The sequence below is a fragment of the Bacteroidetes bacterium GWF2_43_63 genome (assembly GCA_001769275.1).
Taxonomy (GTDB): Bacteria; Bacteroidota; Bacteroidia; order Bacteroidales; family DTU049; genus GWF2-43-63.
The window spans coordinates 62099-80547 of record MEOQ01000022.1; the positions used below are offsets into that span (position 1 = coordinate 62099).

The 18449-nt window shown below is 42.6% G+C and carries 18 protein-coding genes; 16 read left to right on the plus strand and 2 right to left on the minus strand.

Annotation, left to right across the window (positions count from 1 at the left end):
* Positions 1 to 48: 48 nt before the first annotated feature.
* Genes A2W93_11210 through A2W93_11225 form a run of 4 tightly spaced genes read left to right on the plus strand, consistent with a single transcriptional unit; the run spans position 49 to position 2338 of the window.
* Positions 49 to 384 carry a hypothetical protein gene (locus tag A2W93_11210; protein OFY54842.1) on the plus strand — a complete coding sequence of 112 codons (336 nt, stop codon included), beginning with the start codon at positions 49 to 51 and terminating at the stop codon, positions 382 to 384.
* 1 nt (position 385) lies between these two features.
* Entirely contained in the window at positions 386 to 763 is a 378-nt protein-coding gene (locus A2W93_11215; GenBank protein ID OFY54843.1) for a hypothetical protein, read from the plus strand.
* Positions 764 to 771: 8 nt separating this feature from the next.
* Positions 772 to 1818: a hypothetical protein gene (locus A2W93_11220; protein ID OFY54844.1), complete on the plus strand. Its 1047-nt coding sequence runs from the start codon at positions 772 to 774 to the stop codon at positions 1816 to 1818.
* Positions 1819 to 1843: 25 nt separating this feature from the next.
* Positions 1844 to 2338 carry a hypothetical protein gene (locus A2W93_11225; GenBank protein OFY54845.1) on the plus strand — a complete coding sequence of 165 codons (495 nt, stop codon included), beginning with the start codon at positions 1844 to 1846 and terminating at the stop codon, positions 2336 to 2338.
* A gap of 229 nt (positions 2339 to 2567) precedes the next feature.
* Here A2W93_11225 and A2W93_11230 read toward each other — a convergent pair whose 3' ends face one another.
* Positions 2568 to 2987: a hypothetical protein gene (locus A2W93_11230; GenBank protein OFY54846.1), complete on the minus strand. Its 420-nt coding sequence runs from the start codon at positions 2985 to 2987 to the stop codon at positions 2568 to 2570.
* A gap of 277 nt (positions 2988 to 3264) precedes the next feature.
* Between A2W93_11230 and A2W93_11235 the strand changes: the two genes are divergently transcribed.
* The 7 genes from A2W93_11235 (at position 3265) to A2W93_11265 (ending at position 10159) form a co-directional block, all read left to right on the plus strand.
* Positions 3265 to 5184, plus strand: coding sequence for a hypothetical protein (locus A2W93_11235; protein ID OFY54847.1), 1920 nt, complete (start codon positions 3265 to 3267; stop codon positions 5182 to 5184).
* 46 nt (positions 5185 to 5230) lie between these two features.
* Positions 5231 to 5770, plus strand: a complete 540-nt coding sequence (locus A2W93_11240) for a hypothetical protein (GenBank protein OFY54848.1) — start codon at positions 5231 to 5233, stop codon at positions 5768 to 5770.
* Positions 5770 to 6066 carry a hypothetical protein gene (locus tag A2W93_11245; protein OFY54849.1) on the plus strand — a complete coding sequence of 99 codons (297 nt, stop codon included), beginning with the start codon at positions 5770 to 5772 and terminating at the stop codon, positions 6064 to 6066. Before A2W93_11240 ends, A2W93_11245 begins: the two co-directional genes overlap by 1 nt.
* Positions 6067 to 6092: 26 nt before the next feature.
* Complete coding sequence (locus A2W93_11250; GenBank protein OFY54850.1) at positions 6093 to 6758, plus strand: hypothetical protein; 666 nt, start codon at positions 6093 to 6095, stop codon at positions 6756 to 6758.
* Positions 6759 to 6802: 44 nt separating this feature from the next.
* Entirely contained in the window at positions 6803 to 7867 is a 1065-nt protein-coding gene (locus A2W93_11255; protein OFY54851.1) for a hypothetical protein, read from the plus strand.
* A gap of 14 nt (positions 7868 to 7881) precedes the next feature.
* A complete protein-coding gene (locus A2W93_11260) occupies positions 7882 to 8943 on the plus strand; it encodes a hypothetical protein (protein OFY54852.1) in 1062 nt (353 codons plus the stop codon).
* 373 nt (positions 8944 to 9316) lie between these two features.
* Complete coding sequence (locus A2W93_11265) at positions 9317 to 10159, plus strand: hypothetical protein (GenBank protein ID OFY54853.1); 843 nt, start codon at positions 9317 to 9319, stop codon at positions 10157 to 10159.
* A gap of 89 nt (positions 10160 to 10248) precedes the next feature.
* On the opposite strand, the gene A2W93_11270 is transcribed toward A2W93_11265, so the two are convergent.
* Positions 10249 to 11226, minus strand: a complete 978-nt coding sequence (locus A2W93_11270; GenBank protein ID OFY54952.1) for a D-alanine--D-alanine ligase — start codon at positions 11224 to 11226, stop codon at positions 10249 to 10251.
* Between the two features lie 121 nt (positions 11227 to 11347).
* Between A2W93_11270 and A2W93_11275 the strand changes: the two genes are divergently transcribed.
* The 5 genes from A2W93_11275 to A2W93_11295 all read left to right on the plus strand — a co-directional run bounded on the left by A2W93_11275 (position 11348) and on the right by A2W93_11295 (position 18446).
* Complete coding sequence (locus A2W93_11275; protein ID OFY54854.1) at positions 11348 to 12073, plus strand: hypothetical protein; 726 nt, start codon at positions 11348 to 11350, stop codon at positions 12071 to 12073.
* Between the two features lie 62 nt (positions 12074 to 12135).
* Positions 12136 to 15336: a hypothetical protein gene (locus A2W93_11280; GenBank protein ID OFY54855.1), complete on the plus strand. Its 3201-nt coding sequence runs from the start codon at positions 12136 to 12138 to the stop codon at positions 15334 to 15336.
* A 2-nt stretch (positions 15337 to 15338) separates the two neighbouring features.
* On the plus strand, positions 15339 to 15923 hold the full coding sequence (locus A2W93_11285) for a hypothetical protein (GenBank protein ID OFY54856.1): 585 nt from the start codon (positions 15339 to 15341) through the stop codon (positions 15921 to 15923).
* Positions 15924 to 15985: 62 nt separating this feature from the next.
* Complete coding sequence (locus A2W93_11290; protein ID OFY54857.1) at positions 15986 to 16840, plus strand: hypothetical protein; 855 nt, start codon at positions 15986 to 15988, stop codon at positions 16838 to 16840.
* 70 nt (positions 16841 to 16910) lie between these two features.
* Positions 16911 to 18446, plus strand: coding sequence for a hypothetical protein (locus A2W93_11295; GenBank protein OFY54858.1), 1536 nt, complete (start codon positions 16911 to 16913; stop codon positions 18444 to 18446).
* The last annotated feature ends 3 nt before the right edge of the window (positions 18447 to 18449 follow it).

The window sequence follows — 18449 nt, forward strand, 5'->3', positions numbered from 1 at the left end:
TTGAGCTCTCTGAGGAGCCTGTTATTGCTTTCCCTGACTCAAATAAGATTGATAAAAAATAATACAGGTATGAATATAGTCATTCAGCGTTTTTTATACGGCATCGGAAAAATCACCGGCTGGCGCTGGCTTTCGCTGATGGCTGGCGTGGCACTGATTACTGCCTGCAGTGGTAAGACCGATAAAAACAAGGTGAGCACCGACACTGTAAATGATACTGAAAGAGTCACATGCTATGAGCCGGTTGCCGATACCTCGCGAAAAACCGCTGTATATCCGGACAGTGCAGTTGATAACAACTCTCAACCAGGGAAGGATAGTGTTGAAAAAGAGAAAATGGTACCGCTGCACCCCTGTTATGTTCCGGTAAAACCAAAAGAATAAAATGAAGAAAGGATTGAACAGAATAGCCGTTCGTATGTTGCTGGGCTTTATCAGTGTGATTCCGCCCCGCACGGCTTTTTCCGTTTTTCTGTTTGGCATTGCAACCATGCTGATGACGACCACTACCTCGTGCGGGCCGCGTGTCAGCTGCTATGAGGCGGCTGTGGATTCAACAGGCACCGTTCAGATGGACTCGGCTGTGAAAAAGGACAGTACTGTTCAATCGTCTGTGAACAATCAAGCGAACAGCAACAACGTTACCGACTGCTATGATATCGCCATTCCGATTGACCAGGTGGAGATTGACTCAAATATTAATGTAAACAGGCCGGATAATCCGCCCAAAACGTGCTATGCGCCTGTCCGGAATCCTGAATAATCCAATTGATGAAAAAAGATAAGACAGCCCTTCCGCATATTTCGTTCGAAACCGAAACACGCTGCAACCTGCAGTGTCGCTACTGCTACAATATATGGAAAATGCCGGGTGGGGAATTTCCGGGCGAGGTTACTTATCGCAAAGCAAAAAAAGTTTTAAAGAAATTGTATCGTCGGGCGAAAGTCGATCACTTCACTTTCACAGGTGGAGAGCCGCTTCTGTTCGATCGTCTGGCCGAGCTGGTTTTATTTGTCCGCTTGAAAGGAAGTACTGTGACATTGATCAGCAACGGCAACGCCGGTACTGAAGCCGATTTCAAGATGCTGATAAAATTGGGTGTGGGACTTTTTGAATTTCCTTTTCACAGCATTGATCCTGAAATACACGACCGGATGGCCGGTGTAGAAGGTGCGCATGAAAAATCGAAAGCGACCATCGACATGGTGCAGCGCCTTGGCGGCCGTGTGGTGGCTGTGATTGTGCTGACGAAACACAATATCCCGACATTAAAGGAAACCTTGCTGCGACTGAAAGAAATGAAGGTTGCATCGATTATGCTCAACCGTTTCAATATTGGCGGAGCCGGCATTCAGTGGGCCGAAGATCTGATGCCTTCGCTGCAGGAACTGCGCGATGCATTTGCGTTGGTGGAGAAAACCATTGTTGAACATAAAATATCTTTGACATCGAATGTGTGTACCCCAATCTGTGTGCTGAATCCCAAAGATTATCCACATATCGGATTCGGACATTGCAGCTCGGATCCGAAGCTGAAACCCATCACACTCGATCATCACGGGAATATTCGCTTGTGCAATCACAGTCCGGTATATGCGGGAAACATCATGGAGAACAGTTTCGAGGAAATATTCTCCAACGATTATGTAAAAAGCTGGGATGAGAAAGAGCCCGAATTCTGCACCGGATGTGCCCTGTATGCCGATTGCTTTGCCGGCTGCCGCGCAGCTGCCGAGCAGATGGGACGTACGATTCGCGGCGCCGATCCTGTGCTGGAGATGGTTGGAGCGGAGCGGCCGGTAGAATATTTAATTTGAAATTTGAGTCGCGACCAGTATCGCGTTGTGGTTTTCGAAATACACGTACTTTACCACCTTGCGTTTTCGTTCATATAATATTCAAAAAACCGGCACAATGAAAATTCTCCATCAGACAGGTCTGTTCCTCGTTTTATCTTTCTGTTCGGTGACAGCACTACCGCAGATAGAATTTTTCATGAACGACACCCTCGTTGATATCGGAAATTCTTTTACGGTATACATAATTGAGTCGGGCGATACGGTTTATGCCTATGAAGGGAAAACGCCTACTGACTTTTATAAATTCAATGATGATTCCAACGAAGTAAAGCTGATGTTTGTTTATAATGGAATTGCTCTGAAATTCGTGATTTCGGCAACGGCCGTTGAGTGTATTAAAATGATTTCTTCATTCAGTATTCATTACTACACCAAAGCATCTGAATCGTGGCATGAATATATCCGTAGCCGCAATTTTGCGATTATGACTTGCCGGTGCTGCAATCTTTCTTTTATCTATGATCTGGAAAAGGAGTGACCCCACTTTGTAATAAATCATGACCATCCGTAACGGTTGCCTTGCTTTCATCGCGCCGCCTTCAAAAATAAATAAGTTCGCACGTGTCCGGAGTGCATGAAAACACGCACACAGTGTAAGTTTTCCATAATTCCTACTAATCAAACGTGTACAAACTTACACTTTGCTGCAAAACAAAAAAAGAGAAGACTTGCGCCTTCTCTTCAAACCACCTATGAAAACTCAGTTGTTACTGAATATTGATTACCCGTGCTAATTTTTCTTCGGCTTCTTTTTTCGGAATAGTCACATCGAGGATTCCGTTTTTGTAAGCCGCTTCAATTTTGCCGCTGTCGGCAACGTCGGGCAGGATGAAGCTGCGCGAGAAGCTGCACTGGCTGAATTCGCGGCGCGAGTAGTTTTTGCCTTCTTCATTCTTTTCTTCTTTTTTCTCTCTGCTGATCACCAGCACGTCGTCTTTCACTTCGATTTTGAAATCGTCCTTTTCCATTCCAGGAACAGCCAACTCAATCTGGTACGATTTCTCATTTTCAGCAACATTTACTTTCGGCATCCAGCGCGGTGCAGCAGAGCGTAACGCCGGAACATCGTTGAAAAATTCGTCAAGTACTGACGGAAAAAAGCGGTTGTTTCTGATCATTGGTAACATAGTTTTGTCCTCCTATTATTTTGTTTTTTTTTGATTTCGATCCGGCCTTGTCAAATCGAAGGCCAAACGAATTTATTTTTATAGCCGCATATTTAAAGTGCACAAAAACAGTTTGTTAGCAAATTTGCATCAATGACAAAATGGCGTGTTTTGCGATTTAGTGGCTGTCAAAATGACATTTTAACTGTCAATCTGTGCGAAATACATACGTCGCTGTGCGAAGTAGTTTACAGCTGTGCGAAGTTTCCTAACTTCGCGACCAGATACAACGCACCATATGAATACAATTACAGAGCTTTTTTATTCATCAGTCGCGCATTTCGGCAATAATCCGCTGATTTGGGAAAAAGTAGATGGTGAATATACAGCAACCACATATTCCGAAGCATCGGTTCTGATGGAGCATCTGGCCGGAGGCCTTGTGAGTATTGGGCTCAAGCCTGATGACAAAGTAGTTCTCTACAGCGAAGGCCGCACTTGGTGGCTGCTCTCGGAGCTTGCCGTAATTGCCTGCGGTGCTATCAGTGTGCCGGTTTCTACGCGGATTGAAGAAGCGGAGGAAATGCTTTTTCGCATGAAGCACAGCGAAAGCAATTACATAATCATCTCGGCCCGCTTTATCGAATTTGTTCGCCGCATAAAAGCCGATTTCGGTCAGAAGCAAAAAGTAATTATCCTCGATCTGCCGAACCCGGTCAGTGTCGATTTGCAGAAAGACGAATATCTGCTTAGTGAACTTGTTGCTGCAGGCACTGAGCGTGAAGCCGCCACAAAAGCGGAATTGAAGAAGATTGCCTCCAGTGTTTCCCCCGACGATGTGGTGAATATTTGTTACACTTCGGGCACCACAGCCGATCCGAAGGGAATCTTGCTGACACACAAAAACTACCTCACCAATGTGAATCAGTCCGAAGCCATGTTTGACGTGACGCCGGATTTCATCACGCTGCTCATGCTGCCGTGGGATCACTCGTTCGGACACACAGTCGGTTTATACACACTCATTCTGAAAGGCGCATCCATGGCGGCTGTCGATGGTGGCAAGTCTCCAATGGAAGCACTTCGCAATGCACCAATCAATATAAAGGAAATCAGACCGTATTTTCTACTGAGCGTTCCGGCATTGGCGAAAAACTTTAAAGCCAACATCGAAAAAGGAATTTCTGACAAAGGAAAAGTTGCAGCTGTGTTGTTTAGTTTCTTTTTGAACATCAGCATTCGCTATCACGCCGACGGCTACAATAAAGGTCGTGGACTCAAAATATTGCTGAAGCCGCTGGTATGGCTGGGCGATAAATTGCTGTTCAGCAAAGTACGTATGGCTTTTGGAGGGCGTCTTCGTTATTTTGTTGGCGGGGGCGCATTGCTCGATGCCGATATTCAGCGCTTTTTCAATGCCATTGGCGTCCCGATGTATCAGGGCTATGGGCTCAGTGAGGCTTCGCCGGTTATTTCATCGAACAGCCCTCACGTATTTAAAATCGGATCGTCGGGCAAGCCGGTGCCGATGATGGAAATATTTATTGCAGACGAAAACGGGAAGCCGCTTCCCGTTGGGCAATCGGGCGAAATCGTCATCAAAGGCGGTAACGTGATGAAAGGGTATTGGAAAAACGACCAGGCCACTCAGGATACGATTGTTGATGGCTGGTTGCACACCGGCGATCTTGGCTATCTCGACACTGACGGATTTCTGTTTGTAAAAGGCCGATACAAAAGTTTGCTGATTGCCAACGACGGAGAAAAGTACAGCCCTGAATTGCTCGAAGAGGCCATGATTTCCCATTCACCTATCATCAGCCAGATTTATTTACACAACAATCAGAATCCGTTTACTACTGCGCTGGTGTTTATAAATTCGGAAAAATTGAGACACAAGCTCGCTATATCAGTGCTATCGGTTGCCAATCCGGAGCATCGTGCAGGAATACTTGATATTGTTACAAAAGAACTCTACCTGTTGCGCACCGACCCTGTTTTGAGTAAACAGTATCCGGCACGCTGGCTTCCCAGCATTTTCTGTATTCTGGAAGAAGGATTCAACGAAAAAAATCACTTGCTCAACAGCACCATGAAAATCGTCAGACCTAAAATAGAAACAGCGTTTTCCCCGTTATTTGAAATGATGTATGGACCAGAGGGCAAGAAGAAAACCGAAGAATATAACATCGGAATGTTGGAAAAAACGCTAAAGTAGTGCGTTTGATGCGTTCTAATTCGTATTTTTGATCTCAAATTATACTATGAGAAAAGTCGTTTTCCTGCCGCTGATTATGGTTGCACTCATGCAGATGCTGATTTCATGCGGTAATCAGAAACAAACGGATGCTGAGGACAACTTTGAAGTTGTTGCCGACACCATGGATTCGAAGGTAACGCCAAAAATTCTGGGCACCATAACCGATTATGAAAAGCTGTTTACCGAAGGAGAATCAAAAACTTTAGCGGCCCGTTGTGCTGATTTTGAAAAAAAGAATGCCATTCCGATTGGTGTTTTTACCAGTGAAAATATAGGCGATTACAATAATTTTACTGAGTATGCCGATGCTGTTTCCGAAAAATGGAATGGTTGTAAAGATAATCAGGGACTGTTGTTCGTGATATCAAACAAACTGGGTGAAATCAGAATGATTTCGTGCCCGGCTACTGAAAACCGAATCAGCGACAAAGACTTTGATTATGTAATAAACACAGTGATTTTCGATTCTTTCCGGAAAAATCAGTTTTTCGATGGGATCATAAATGCGCTGGAATATTTGGACCTGAAAATAAAAAAGCAATAATGCCGACAAAAGTTTTTTTCAATGAACCGCCCGAGCCGCTTGTGATTTTGAATTATTCAGAAGATCTTAGTTTGTTGCGGGTTTCAATCAGCCACGAAGATCATGCGGCACCGGTAGAACTTTTCAGCACCGGCTGCGGAAAAGACATAACAGAGGAATTGCAGTCAAAAGAAGGGTTTTCTGTTTATATGGAAGGTTGTAAGAGAATAAATTTGCGATATCGCCGTTTTCTTTTCAGAAAAAAGTGGAAAGTAATGTATCAGGATGTTGAATTATCAGGAATAGAAGTTTCATGAGAGTTTTTGCAATACAAATAGTTTTTTTGCTCGGTGTTTTCTTTCATCCGGTTTTGGCTCAGGATAAAGGTTTCAAATGTCCGTGGGACGAAGTTGACTGTCCAGGAAAATGCGGTCGTTATTTCGATGCCGATGGTGATGGCTTTTGTGATTATGGTCTGCTTTCAAAGGTTGTAAAAAAGGACACTGTAGTAAGAAAAGATACGGCTGCCATTAAGCAAGTGAACTCAAATAAACAGGTTAATCCATCTACACAAAATGGAAACGCAGATGTCGAAGGACCTGGTTCCGACAGCATGAACGCTGATACTGCTGTGGTTGAATTGAAAAATGACACACCAAAACCATCCAAAGCCCGTTCATACAGCTTACTACTCATCAGTTTGCTTTGTTTTGGATTGTATGGTTTCACTTCGTTTTTGTATGAACTAAAAATATATCGAAAATTTGTGCATCGCCGCATCTGGAATGTTTTGTTATTGCTCACATTTCTGACAACAGCGGTACTCGGGATCATTCTTGTTGTCCTAATCAACTATCAACTTGACTCAACGCTGATCCGTGATTATCTGTACTGGCATGTCCAGTTTGGAATAGCAATGACAGTGATAGCCTTGATTCACATTGTGTGGCACTGGAAATATTTTTTCCGGTTGTTTTCGAAAAAAAGCAAATCCGACTGCATCAGCTAATGAGATTACTGAACGCAATATCCGCTGTAGTATGTTTGCTGTTTATGGCAACAGGAGTGGATTTGTGCGCTCAAAATCTTGTTCCAAACGGATCATTTGACGACACACGGGGAACCCGTCCGTCGATGAAACCATGGAAAAAAGTAAACACGGTCGATTTTTTTGTAAACGCTGAAGATCGAAGATACAAAGAGGTAAATGCCGCAAAAAACGACAGAAATTATATTTTACGTAAACCCCGTTCCGGACATGCATACGTAGGTTTGCGGATTTGGCCAAAGTACAATGAATATCTGCAGGTTCAGCTCAGACGCCCGCTTACAGAAGGCAAGGCCTATTCTTTTGAAATGTATATTACGCCGTCGAGATATTCCAACTGTTATCTGAAAAAAATTGGGGCCAGTTTTTACAGTCACCGCCCGCCATATACAACGCGCGCCGGGAGAGAAGATTTTCCCGCACAAGTGGAAACGTACAAACCTTTTGGAGTCCGCGATACGGCTGAATGGTTCCGCGTCAATGGGGTTTTTATTGCCAAAGGCGGTGAAAAAATCATGACCATTGGAAATTTTTCAACAACACCCAACGATAAATTTAAACGAAAAAAAATATCATTTAAAAAGCGCGAGGCCTATTATTATATTGATGATATTGCAGTGTACGAGCTCGATGACAAAGGAGTTCCAATTGTTGATTCGCTCGCTTACGCTTTAGCCATGCAGGATTCGCTCGACAATGATTCGACTGATTTACTTGCATCGTCGTTTGCTGGGCTCGACAGCAATATCACTAATATTTATTTTGAAGAAAACAGTTCCAGACTCGATGAAGCCGGTTACAAAAAGCTTGGAATTATTACGGAGTTCCTTTTCGAAAACACGGAAGCAACCATAAGAGTGGACACATATGCATCGCCTGGTGAAATGGATGGACAGGAATTGAAATTGTCCGAAAAGCGGGCGAAATCGGTTCATATTTTCCTTACCGGAAACAAAATTGAGAAGAGTCGCATAGTGCTTCACCCGGTTGGAAACAGCTGTGAGTTTTACAAAGCAGGCGACCCGAAACGCAGATTCTGCCGTAAAGCAGAAATCATTATCATGAATTAATCAACGACAATCCAATGAAGAAATTAGTTATTGTTGCCATCATCATATTTTTTGCTGTTGCCACGCAAGCACAGGAAAAATTTAAAATTGTTAAAGACGTTCCGCACACATCGGTGAAAAATCAGCAACATGCCGGAACCTGCTGGAGCTTTGCGACTACATCATTTATAGAATCGGAGTTGATCCGAAGCGGTTCAGGCGAGTTTGATTTGTCCGAACTTTTCTTTGTGTATTATGCATATCTGATGAAGACTGATAATTTCATCCGGCTCAGAGGCGTGGCCAACTTTAGTCAGGGCGGACAGGCACACGACGTGTTTGCAGTCATGGATAAATATGGCGCAGTGACTGAAGAATTTTTCACAGGTTATGCTCCTGGAGATACGATCTACGACCATACTGAAATGGAAAAAATTCTGAGTGCGATGGCAAAGGTGTGGACCGGAATTGATGGGGTAGGACGTCATTGGAAAGGCGCTTCCAGAGCTATTCTTGATGAATATATGGGTGAGATGCCCAATGAAATGGCATTTCGTAAAAAGACTTACACGCCGATGGAATTTCGCCAGGCATACCTGCCTAAATCTTCGGATTATGTAGAGCTAACAAGCTTTTCGCATCACCCGTGGTATGAGCCCTTCCGTCTAGAAATTCCTGACAACTGGCTTGGAGCACAGTATTACAATTTGCCGGTGGATGAATTGATGGAAGTGATTAACTATGCACTTGAAAATGGTTATAGTATTTGTTGGGATGGCGATGTAAGCGAGCCGGAATTCAAACACCGCCAGAATTATGCGCGTATTGAAGACGAGAATATGAAATTGACTCAAGCTGCTCGCCAGGATGGATTCGACGATTTCAGCACGAGCGATGATCACCTGATGCATATGACCGGCCTTTCGGAAGATTCGCTGGGAAACCGGCATTACATTATAAAAAACAGCTGGGGCGACTCCAATAGCGAGCATGGTTATCTGCACATGAGCAAAGGCTTTGTTTATATGAAGACTGTTGCCATTCTGATTCACAAGAATGCCATACCGGAAAAGATCCGGAAGAAGCTGAGTTTGTAGGGCAACAGCTTATTTATAAGAGTCTGTCTCAAAACTAATAATCGTTACGATATTCCATCGTTCCGGCCGATTTGAATTTGAATATAATATTTCGGCCGGAATATGGAATCGTCGTAACACCTTCAAAAGCAACGATTCCATATCCGCCAGCCGGCGGACGATGGAATATTGTTTTTGACGATGCATTGTGTTTTGAGACAGACTCGTGATAATGTGAAATTTCTGCGAAAAAGAAAAACAGATTTGATTTATTTTGTTAAAAAAGTGTCTACAGCCATGATTTAATGCGGGTTCTGGATTGTTAATAAAATCGTCCTATCACATTCAACTTTTGTGAATTTGTAAAGTCAAAGAAATTCACAAGTCCTGACCCATGAGAGTTTTATATATTTTCTGCTTTTCATTGATGGTTATTTTATTGCAGGCGCAGAACTCAAAGCCTGTTGCCTCGTTTACGTTATCCGACAATATAATTTGCGCAAACAGTTCCATCACTGTTTCAGATCAATCGACAGGTAATATCGCTTACTGGAACTGGAGTTTCCAAGGTGGGAACCCGGCATCATCGGAAAACAAAGATCCAGGAAATATCATTTTTAGTAATCCGGGCATCTATAAAATTATTCTTACGGTTACCTTTGAGAACGGCGATGTTGATACAGAATCACAAACTATTAACGTTGGTGCTTTCACTCCTGCAGTTTTCAATGTGGCACCTACACAGGGAATAGCTCCTTTGAATGTTCAGCTCAGCACAAATGTCCCGGCAGGACAGTGTAAGTGGTATGTTGGAGGAATGTCTTTTACTGACATGTCGGCGTTTAGTCATATCTACCAGAATGCCGGAACTTTTGACATCTGTCTGGTCACCAAAAACCAACTTGGGTGTAAGGATTCCGCATGTATTGATGTAATTGTCTGGGAACAGACTGCACAGGATTCATCTTTTCTGATTACACCCAATGTCTTTACACCAAACAATGATTTACAGAATGATATTTTCAGGACAACAAGTCGCAATATTGTTGAATGGGACTCACGTATCTATAACCGCTGGGGGCAGCTGGTTTATAATTCATCGGCACCCGATGTGGCATGGGATGGCATGTACAATGGCAACGCATGCGAAGTGGGTGTTTATGTTTATATAATAAAAGCTGTAGGCGGCGACGGTAAACCTTACGATATTTCCGGAACCCTGACCCTGTTTCGGTAATTCTCAGCAATTTAATTAAACCCAGCCTAAAGGAGGTCTGATTTTTCAGGCCTCTTTTTTTAATCTTTTTCCAGTAATCGGGAAGACTCTTAGTATTTCAAAGCATTTTCAATAATAATATCATACAGCTCAGATTCCTGTATTCCTGCAGCACGGGCTTGTTGCGGGACTATGCTGGCCGATGACATTCCGGGAATAGTGTTTACTTCGAGAAACACCGGATGAGTTCCATTGTGGATATAATCGAATCGCACAACACCCCGGCAATTTAGTTTTTCGTATAACATCTTTGAAGTCTTGACAACTTCATCAATTTTCTTTTGATCGACGGGAGCAGGCGTGATTTCATCGCTCATGCCCTGGGTGTATTTGGCTTCGAAGTCGAAAAAATCTTTTTTGCTTTTAACAAGCGTAACAGGCAACGCAGTTATTTCGCCATTGATGCGCAGAACGCCGCAAGTGAGCTCATCACCCTGTGTAAACTCTTCAACAAGAACTTCCTTGTCTTCCTGAAACGCTTTTTCCAATGCTTGTGCTACTTCTTCGGCTGTTTTCACCTTGCTCATTCCGATGCTGGATCCGCCACTGTTGGGTTTGACGAAAACCGGAAAGTTGAGATGTGTCCAAACCTCTTCGGGTTGAGCTGTTGATGCATTGTTGAAATATACCGAACGGCCTACGATAACGCCCAAAGCTTTTACAAGTTGTATAGTGTAGAATTTATTGAAGGTTACGTTCGAAACCATCGCATTGCAAGTGGTATGTGGTATTCCCAGCAATTCGAAATAGCTTTGCATCAATCCGTTCTCACCCGGTGTTCCGTGAATCATGATAAAAGCAACATCGAAATGCACTGTGCCATCAGGCAATGGCAGCGAAAAATCATGTCGATTTATATGAACTGTACCATTTTCGCTTTTCCATGTCCAATTTTCTTTGCCGATTTCAATTAAAAAGACATTGTATTTATCGCGGTCTATTTTCTGAGCAATTACGCCTGCGCTTTGTACTGAAATGACCGATTCGCCTGAATATCCACCGGCAAGAAGAGCAATGTTGAGTTTCATATATGGATTTTTCAATTCAAAAGTAGCAATATTCAGCGGTTTGGGGATCAAAAAAAATTAAAAAATCAAACACATTCAGAAAAATGTGTCTACTTTTATAACTGATTTCGAAATACAAAGGATGGCAAAATATAATAAATGGGTTTTTGGTGCGCTGGGTTGGGCTTTTGGAGGTCCCATCGGCGGTTTATTCGGATTTATTCTGGGCTCATATTTCGATTATGCCTCTCACTCAAAAATCAGAACAAATATTGAAGGAGAGACTACTCCCGGCGATTTCAGACTTGCGTTGCTGGCCTTGCTTGCGGCCGTGATGAAAGTTGACCGGAAAAATCTCAAGGTCGAACTGGATTTTATTAAACAGGTTTTTACGAACACTTTTGGCGGACAATTTACAAAGCAATCAATGCCTCTGTTGAAGGAATTGCTTGAAAAGGACATCCCTGTCCGTGACATATGCCTTCAGATTCGCTCGCATATGGATCATGCTGCCAGGCTTGAACTCGTCAATGTGTTGTTTTCTCTTTCTATGATAGATAAAGAGCTGCATCCAGCCGAGGATGATTTAATGAAAAGGATTGCGATGTGGCTTGGAATCACAGAAAAGGATTATAATTCCATGCATTCGGTGCACATCCCTGATGCCGGCTGGGCCTATAAAGTTCTCGAAGTTAGCTCTGATGCAAGCGATGATGAAGTCCGTAAGGCATATCGCCGAATGGCAATGAAATATCACCCTGACCGCGTAGCTCACCTTGGTGACGATGTGGCTAAAACAGCCGGAGAAAAATTCAAAGCGGTCAACAAAGCATGGGAAGAAATTAAAAAAGAAAGGAAGATAAATTGAAATCATATACAGACCTTTAAAATATTTAGTACTTTGGCTTAAATTTTCAGAAACCTCTCTGCATGCGTAAAGTTTTCATCATATGCATTTTTGTTTTTTCAGTTCTTTCTGTTGTCAGGGCTGATGAACTCAGGGGAGGACTGCCATTTTTCTTCAATTATCACCCCAGTGAGTACCACGGCTATTCTCAGAATTGGGTAATTACCAGCAACTCCAAAGGTTTTCTGTTTGTTGGAAACGGCGATGGAATCCTGATGTATAACAGCAGAAGCTGGTCAAAGTTTCTACTGGCAAACAGTGCCACCCCTTCAAGTTTTTACTGCGACGAAAACGATGTAGTCTGGGTCGGCGCTCAGTCTGAGCTTGGATGCTTTCTTCCGGACAATTTAGATGGATATCGTTATGTTTCTCTAACGCATCTTGTAAAGAGCAAATTCAGAGAATTTGGGTTTGTGTTTTCAATAAATAAAACCACCGACGGAATTTATTTCAGGACGGCAGAAAATATTTTCAGGCTCATTCCTCAAGGAATGTTTACTATTCCGATTGAACGTGGTTCCAATTTATTTGAATTCCGGCACACACTTTTTTTGTATGAACCATCCACAGGTTTTTCGGTTGTAAGTGGCAATAAGTTGTTACGCGTATTTTGCGAATTACCGCCGCTAATGGTGATACGTAAAGTAATTCCGCTGGGCCGTGACTCAGCTTTGATTGTCGATTCAAGGGCTGGTTTGCACAAGGCGTTTTTTGACTTCACAAACCGCTACGCAATTAAAATGTCGGTTCAGCCAATGGCGGAATCAGTCAATGAGTTCCTTGTAACAAACGAGGTTTTTCATGCTATCCGGATGACCAATGGAAAATATGGTTTTGCTACTTCGAGGAACGGAACAATTGTTACCGATTCGGCTTTCAGAATACTTTACCATCTCTCCCGCGAAGCTGGAGTGATGAACGAGACGCATACGTTTTTGTACGAGGACAAACAGCACAATATGTGGATTGCCATGGATAATGGAATCTGCAAAGTGAATGCGCAGTCTCCATTATGTAATTTCAATGATTACCAGGGCCTGAAGGGCAGTGTGCTCGATGTTGTTCGTTGCTTTGATCAGATTTTCGTTGCCACCTGGCAAGGGGTTTTTTATCAGAACACGGCATCCGAAAAAACAAAACGCGAAATATTTCTGCCAATTTCTCAAATTGCCTCGCAATCGTGGGACCTTGAATCGGTGAATATTTCTGGCAAAAATTATCTGCTTGCAGCAACTTCGGACGGAATGTTCATTATTGACAGCACGTTGAAAACAACCATGGTTTCGGATGGTAATTTCAATTATGTGAAAGCCAGAGCCGACAACAATGCGCTGGTTTATGCCGGTGGTCCGCTTATTATTAAATTCATCGATTTTACCAAAAGCATTTTAAATCCGGCTGAGACGCAGGTGCCAAATCTCGAAAGTCGTATTATTAATGCAGTTCTTTCGAGTAAAAATGAACTTTTTGTTGGCACTGCCCGTGATGGTGTGTTTGTTTTTTCAGCGGTTCCGTTATCTGAATCAACAGATGATATTGTTTTTGAAATGAGTCAGATCGGTATAAAGAATGGCTTACCTCAGTCGGATCAATACAGTGTATTTCTGTTTCACAATCAGATTCTTGTCAGTACTCAAAGTGGTTTATTCAGGCTTGTGAAAACAAACAACCAATATGTGGCAAAGCCCTTCGACAGGGAGTTTCTGGCCTTTTACAATAAATCCCAGTTCATCAATATTATTAAGGAAGATCACAATGGGGATATGTGGTTTCAGACCAATTCGAAATTGTCGGGACAAAAAAGCCTGTATTACGTAAAATGGAAAGGCAATAAAAAAGAGTTCATCAGCGCACCATTTCAGGCATTTCCTGATCTGGAATTTTATTCCATAACACCTGAAGGAGATTCGGTTGTTTGGCTGGGAAGTGATGACGGAGTGTTTTGTTTCGACTGGAGTATAAGTAATTCCTTCAGTTTCAATGAGTCATTTACTACAGCACTTCAGAAAGTTTCGTTGAATGGAGAAACAATTTTCAGCAATGTTTCCCGCAATTATCTGGTTTCAGAACCAGATCTGATTTCATTTAAAAAAGGTAACATCCGGTTTGACTTTTCAGCAGGGTATTACATTTATGAAACGCAGGTTCAATTTTCATATATGCTCGAGGGGTTTGATGATAAGTGGTCTGAGCCCTCGTCGGAAAACTACAAGGAGTACACGAATCTTCCGCCCGGGGAATACACATTTCATGTGAAAGCAATCAATCCATTTGGGGCAGAAGGCGTTTCAGCCGATTTTTCCTTTGTAATTCCGGCGCCGTGGTACAACAAGTGGTGGGCATGGGCAATCGCAATTCTTTGTGTTGCTGCAATTGTCTTTGGCATTGTTACCTATTTCAACCGACGGCTTATCAAAGCAAAATTAAGACTGGAAAACATTGTTCACAGCCGCACGCTTGAAATACAGAATCAGAAAAAAGCCATTGAAATTGAAAAGGAGAAAGCAGACAAACTGTTGCTCAACATCCTGCCAGTGAGAATTGCAGATGAATTGAAATCAACCGGCCGTTGTCAGACAGAGTTTTACCAGTCTGTCACGGTTTTATTTACTGATATCAGCGGCTTCACATCGATTTCCGAGTTAATGGATCCGGAGGAACTGGTCTCGAAACTGGATGAAATATTCACTCAGTTTGATGATATTTGTTCGCGAAATAAACTTGAGAAGATTAAGACCATCGGCGATTCGCACATGAGCGCCGGAGGTATTCCAGTCCGCAATCGGACACATGCGGTGGATGCAACGTTGTCGGCTATGGAAATGCAGCAGTTTATGGATAAGATGCGCAAGCGAAACCCAGCTGACAGCATCTGGAAACTCAGAATAGGCATCAATACCGGCGAACTTACAGCAGGAGTTGTAGGCAAACGAAAATTTGCTTTCGATATATGGGGTGACACAGTGAACACGGCAAGCCGATTACAGGATGCCGGTGAATCTGGAAAGATTAATGTTTCGAGCCGGACAGCCGAGTTGGTCTCCTCGTTTTTCGATTTGACTTATAGGGGAAAGAAACCCATTAAGCACAAGGGAGAAGTGGACATGTTTTTTGTTGATGGCATAAAACCAGAACTTAGTGTTGACGGTAAAATGCTGAGGCCCAACCGAGCTTTCTGGGAGAAATACAATGAATTGCTGGAACTTAAGTTTTTAAATTTCTGACCATGGATTTTGACAGGGTGAAAGAATATATGATGCAGCGGTTAGGGAGGGGACTGGCACCCAATCTCTATTATCACGGTATTCATCACACTATTGACGTAATGCGGGCAACAGAAGCTATTGCCGCTTCTGAAAGAATTCAGGGAATGGACAAACTCATTCTGATGACAGCTGCTCTGTTTCACGATGTAGGATTCTTAATTCGTTACAAGGAAAATGAGGATATCTCTGCAGGTATGTGCTGGAATATTCTTCCAAGATTCAATTACACACAGTCTGAAATAATGATGATTGCTCATATCATAATGTCCACATCGATTCCGCAAAAACCGGTCGATAAACTGGACAGCATTATGTGTGACGCCGACCTGGACTATCTGGGTCGCGATGACTTTTTCATTATCGGCTGTAATCTACGCAGGGAATGGAAAGAGTACGGCCGAGAACTGACCGTAAAGGAGTGGTATTATCAACAGATTGACTTTCTCTCTCAACATCATTATTTTACTAAAACAGCCACATTGCAACGGGAAGAAAAAAAATTACGACACCTGGAATATTTAATCCGGCTGGTCAATAAAAAGTAGAATTTGTCGTTCCTTTTCATATCTTTGCAAAAAACAGTATAATCCTTTAACTCACAAATATTATGGAATCGAGAAACAAAATTGTTATTGTTCCTTTTGATTTTACCGATGTTGCCGAATGTGCCGTAAATCATGCTGCAGGGCTTGCTAAACATCAGGGCTGGGCAGTTCAGCTGCTTCACATAATCAACCGTGACACCAGAGCTCTTCTCAATGTGTACAAAGTTACCGATGAACTTGTGAAAGAGCGTCTTCAGGAAAAAATAGAAGAATATTCCAATAAATACGGAGTTCCTTTCTCATTCGAGGCTAAGGAAGGCAGTATTTTCACCGATATCGGCAAAACAGCCGAAGATGTTGGCGCCAGCTTTATTGTTATGGGTACCCATGGAAAACAAGGTATTCAGCATATTTTTGGTTCCTACGCTCATAAAGTGATCACTTCAACCCGAATTCCTTTCATTATTGTTCAGAAGCGCGAATACAGAGATGGCTACAACCGCATTCTTATTCCGATTGACGACACACTTGAATCGCGTCAGAAAATTAAATGGGCCATTTATATCGCCAAGCAGTTCGACGCCACCATCCATGTTAAAGCTATGTTTCTCAACGATGAGTTGTACAAAGCTAAGATCCGCGCCGTCCTCAACAAAGTGGTCGAAGTTTTCGAAAAGAATGGGGTGAAATATGAAGCTGAAATAGTTCCTGAAACCGGAAGTTTTGCAAAACAGGTAATTGACTATGCCCGCAAAATCGATGCAGACATGCTTCTTGTTATGACAAATACCGATTCGAGTATTGTTCCTAATTTCATTCTAAATCCATGGGATGAGCAGATTATTTTCAACGATGCTTTTATTCCTGTTATGGCCATCAATCCGCGTGAAATTAACATCACCGTGGTTGGCCTTTAACGATAATTAGTAATTTCAGCCGGTTGAATCCAACACTCAACCGGCTTTTTCATTTCTGAAATTCCAATATATGACATCAAAATCCACTTTTTCAGCTTCCGACAAAAAACAGATTGAAGAACATGGACTGACAATAGCAGCCATTGAAAATCAACTGGCTGATTTCAGACGCGGCTTTCAACCAGCAGCCATTAATGCTGCAGCTACAACCAGCAATGGAATTGTATCATTTATCCAGCGACAACAACAATCGCTGGTGAATTTGTTTGATGAAAGTGCATCGGATTATTTGATAGCCCGGTTTATTCCTGCTTCAGGGGCGGCAACCCGAATGTTTCGCGACTTGTTTTCAGCTGTTGAAGCCATTAAAAATGGCTGGGATATTCCTGCACCTGCCGAAAAATTTCTGAAGAATCTAAAGCAGTTTGCTTTTTATGATGAGTTGAAGGCCGCGATTAAGAAGAATAGTCATGATCTGGATAAACTACTTGCGAAGGCTGACTGGTTGCCGGTTTTAGAGGCTGTGCTTAATAAGAAAGGATTGAATTTTGCATCAAAACCTAAAGCATTCATACCGTTTCATCGCTATAAAGAATTCACACGAACAGCGCTTGAGGAGCAGATCTACGAAGGTCTAACTCATGCTGTGGGGAATAATAACACTTTAAATATTCATTTCACAATAAGCCCGGAGCATGAAAAGGAATTTAAAGCGCTCACAAAAGAAATTCTGGCAGAGTTAAAACAGAAATGCGACATAACTGTAAAAGTTACGCATTCGTTTCAGTTGAAAAGCACCGATACCATTGCCGTTGACATGGATAATAATCCTGTGCGCGATCGCAACGGAAAACTGGTTTTCAGGCCGGGCGGACACGGTGCACTTTTGCAGAATCTCAACGATATTAAAACGGAAATGGTGTTTTTGAAAAACATCGACAATATTGTTCCCGACTGGCACCGCGATGATACCATCTGGTTTAAAAAAGTATTGGGCGGCTACCTTATGCAGTTGGTGAACGACATTCACGCCTACCTGATCATGCTCGATGACGGCAATGTGGAGGACGAAGACCTGAATGGAATGATTTCGTATGCCAAGGAAAAATTATTTATTGAAATCCCCGAGTGGCTTGAAGAAAGCGACTCTCTGGAAAAAATTGATTTTCTTTTTGGTGTATTCAACCGGCCCGTGCGTGTTTGCGGCATGGTGAAGAATGAGGGTGAGCCCGGTGGTGGACCGTTTTTCGTTGAAGACAAAAATGGAAATGTTTCGCTGCAGATTGTGGAATCATCGCAGATTGATACATCAGATGTAGCTCAAAAGAAAATCCTGCATTCGTCAACGCATTTCAATCCTGTTGACATTGTCTGCTGGAAAAACGATTTCAATGGCCAGGCATTTGATCTGAATGATTTTTGCGATCCGGAAACTGGCTTTATTGCGAAAAAAAGTTTTGAAGGAAAAGATATCAAAGCCATGGAGCTGCCCGGATTGTGGAATGGAGCTATGGCCGATTGGATCACGATGTTTGTGGAAGTTCCGTTAAGCACATTCAATCCGGTAAAGGAAATAAATGACCTTTTGAGAAAAATGCATCAATAGTTT